This window comes from Sphaerisporangium sp. NPDC049002 (assembly GCF_040649355.1).
GTDB lineage: Bacteria > Actinomycetota > Actinomycetes > Streptosporangiales > Streptosporangiaceae > Sphaerisporangium.
The window spans coordinates 1-2,624 of record NZ_JBEZFH010000397.1; the positions used below are offsets into that span (position 1 = coordinate 1).

General features: G+C 74.5%; 1 protein-coding gene. It reads right to left on the reverse strand.

Annotation, left to right across the window (positions count from 1 at the left end):
* Positions 1 to 2,624 (reverse strand): type I polyketide synthase (locus AB0B89_RS35910; protein WP_358562107.1); only part of this gene is annotated, 2,624 nt, incomplete at both ends.

Genomic DNA, 2,624 nt, shown 5'->3' on the forward strand with positions numbered 1-2,624 from the left:
AGGGGTGGAACATCGCGTCCAGCAGCGCCGGATGCAGCCCGAACCCCGCCACCTCCACCTCGTCGTCCACCGAGACCTCGGCGAACAGCTCCCCGCCCCGGCGCCACACCCCACGCACACCCTGGAACACCGGACCGTACTCATAACCAAGATCAGCCAGCCGCTCGTACCCGCCGTCGAGCGCCACCACCGACGCCCCCGCAGGCGGCCACACCCCCGCCCAGTCACACGCGCCGGCCACGCCGACCGCGTCCACGGCCACCACGGCCGACGCGTGGCGGACCCAGGCGCCATCGGCGTCACCGGATCGTGAGAACACGGCCAGATCGCGGCGCTCCCCGCCGTCCGGCCGGCTGATGGTGATCTGGATGCTCACGGCGCCGGTCTTCGGGAGGAAGAGCGGGGCTTCGAGGACCAGCTCTTCGAGGTACTCGCAGCCCGCGATGGCCCCGCCCTCCAGGGCCAGCTCGGCGAGGGCCGCGCCGGGAAGCAGGACGGCGCCGCTGACGGAGTGGTCGGCGAGCCAGGGCGCGTCCGCCAGGGACAGCCGCCCGGTGAGCAGGAAGCCGTCGTCGGCCACCGGCACGACGGCGGTGAGCAGCGGGTGCCCCGAGCCACCGATCCCGGCCCCGGTCACCCGGCCGTCGCGATCGACGGAGTCGAGCCAGTACCTGTGCCGCTCGAAGGCGTAGGTGGGCAGGTCCACGTGCCGGTACGGGGCGGGCGCGAGCGCGGCCGTCCAGTCGACCTCGGCCCCGAGGACGTACGCCCGTGCCAGGGCGGCGAGGAAGCGGCCCCAGTCACCGGAACCACGGCGGAGCGACCCGCAGACACCGGCGGCGATCCCCGCGGCCTCGCAGATGTCCTCGACGTCGGATCCCAGCACCGGATGCGGGCTCACCTCAACGAACAGCGGGCTGCCGTACGTCGCGAAGGCCCCGACGGCCTGCTCGAACCGCACCGGGTTGCGCAGGTTGTCGTACCAGTAGCCGGTGGTGAGTTCCTCGGGCTCGATGAACCCGCCGGCCAGTGAGGAGCAGAAGGCGACCTCGGTGGGCTTCGGGGTCACCCTGTCCAGCGTCGCCATCAGCTCCTCGCGGAGCGCCTCGATGTGCGGCGTGTGCGAGGCGTAGTCCACCGCGATCCGGCGGGTCCGCACGGTGTCGCCGCAGGCGGCGGCGAACTCCTCCAGCGCGTCGACGTCGCCGGCCACCACCGTGCTGGCAGGGCCGCTGTGGACCGCCACCCAGAGCCGGTCCGACCACGGCTCCAGCAGCTCCCACGCCCGTACGGCCGGCAGTGACACCGCCAGCATGCCGCCGGTCCCGCCGAGCTTCACCAGCGCCTGGCCGCGCAGGGCCACGACCATCGCGGCGTCCTCCAGGGTCAGCGCCCCCGCGACGCACGCGGCGGTGATCTCTCCCTGCGAGTGACCCACCACCGCCGCCGGGTTCACCCCGAGGGACTTCCACAGCTCCGCCAGCGACACCATGACCGCGAACAGCACCGGCTGGATGACGTCGGAGCCTTCCAGGCCCGGCGCGCCCTCCCGGCCGCGCAGCACTCCCTCGGCCGACCAGCCGGTGTAGCGCGCGAGGGCCTGATCGCACCGCCGCAAATGAGTACGGAAGACCTCGCTGTGGTCGAGCAGGTCGACGGCCATCCCGGCCCACTGCGAGCCCTGCCCGGGGAACACGAACACCGGCCGCGCGTCGGAGGCCGCCAGCCCGCTGACCGCCGCCGGGTGCGGCAGGCCGTCCGCCAGCGCCGCCAGGGCGGCGACCAGCTCCTCGCGGTCCTCGGCCACCACCACCGCGCGATGGGCGAACTCCGGCCGCCTCGCGAGCACCCGCCCGGCCGCCACCAGATCACCCGGCTCGGCGCCCTCCGCGTACGAACGCAACCGGCCCGCCTGAGCGCGCAACGACGCCTCGGACTTCGCCGACACCACCCACACGAGCCGGCCATCCGCGGCATCGGTCGCATCCGGCACCACGGGAGCCGGGACCCCCTCCAAGATCACATGCGCGTTCGTCCCGCTGACCCCGAAGCCGGACACCGCCACCCGGAGCGGCCGGTCCCCCGGCAGCTCCACCGGCTCCGTGAGCAACCGGACCCCACCCGCCGACCAGTCGACGTGCGGCGTGGGCTCCTCGACGTGCAGGGTCGGCGGCAGCGTCCGGTGCTCCAGCGCCTTGACCATCTTGATCACGCCGGCGACGCCGGCGGCGGCCTGGGTGTGGCCGATGTTCGACTTCACCGAGCCGAGCCACAGGGGACGGCCGGCGGGCCGGTTGCGCCCGTACGTGGCGAGCAGGGCCTGGGCCTCGATGGGGTCGCCGAGCCGGGTGCCCGTGCCGTGCGCCTCCACGGCGTCCACGTCACCGGTGTCCAGGCGGGCGTCGGCCAGCGCCTGCGCCACCACGCGCTCCTGCGACGGGCCGTTCGGGGCGGTCAGCCCGTTGCTCGCGCCGTCCTGGTTGACGGCCGACCCGCGCACGACCGCCAGGATCCGGCGGCCGTTGCGCCGGGCGTCCGACAGCCGCTCCAGGGCCAGCACCCCCACGCCCTCGGCCCACGCCGCGCCGTCCGCCGTCGAGGAGAACGACTTGCACCGCCCGTCG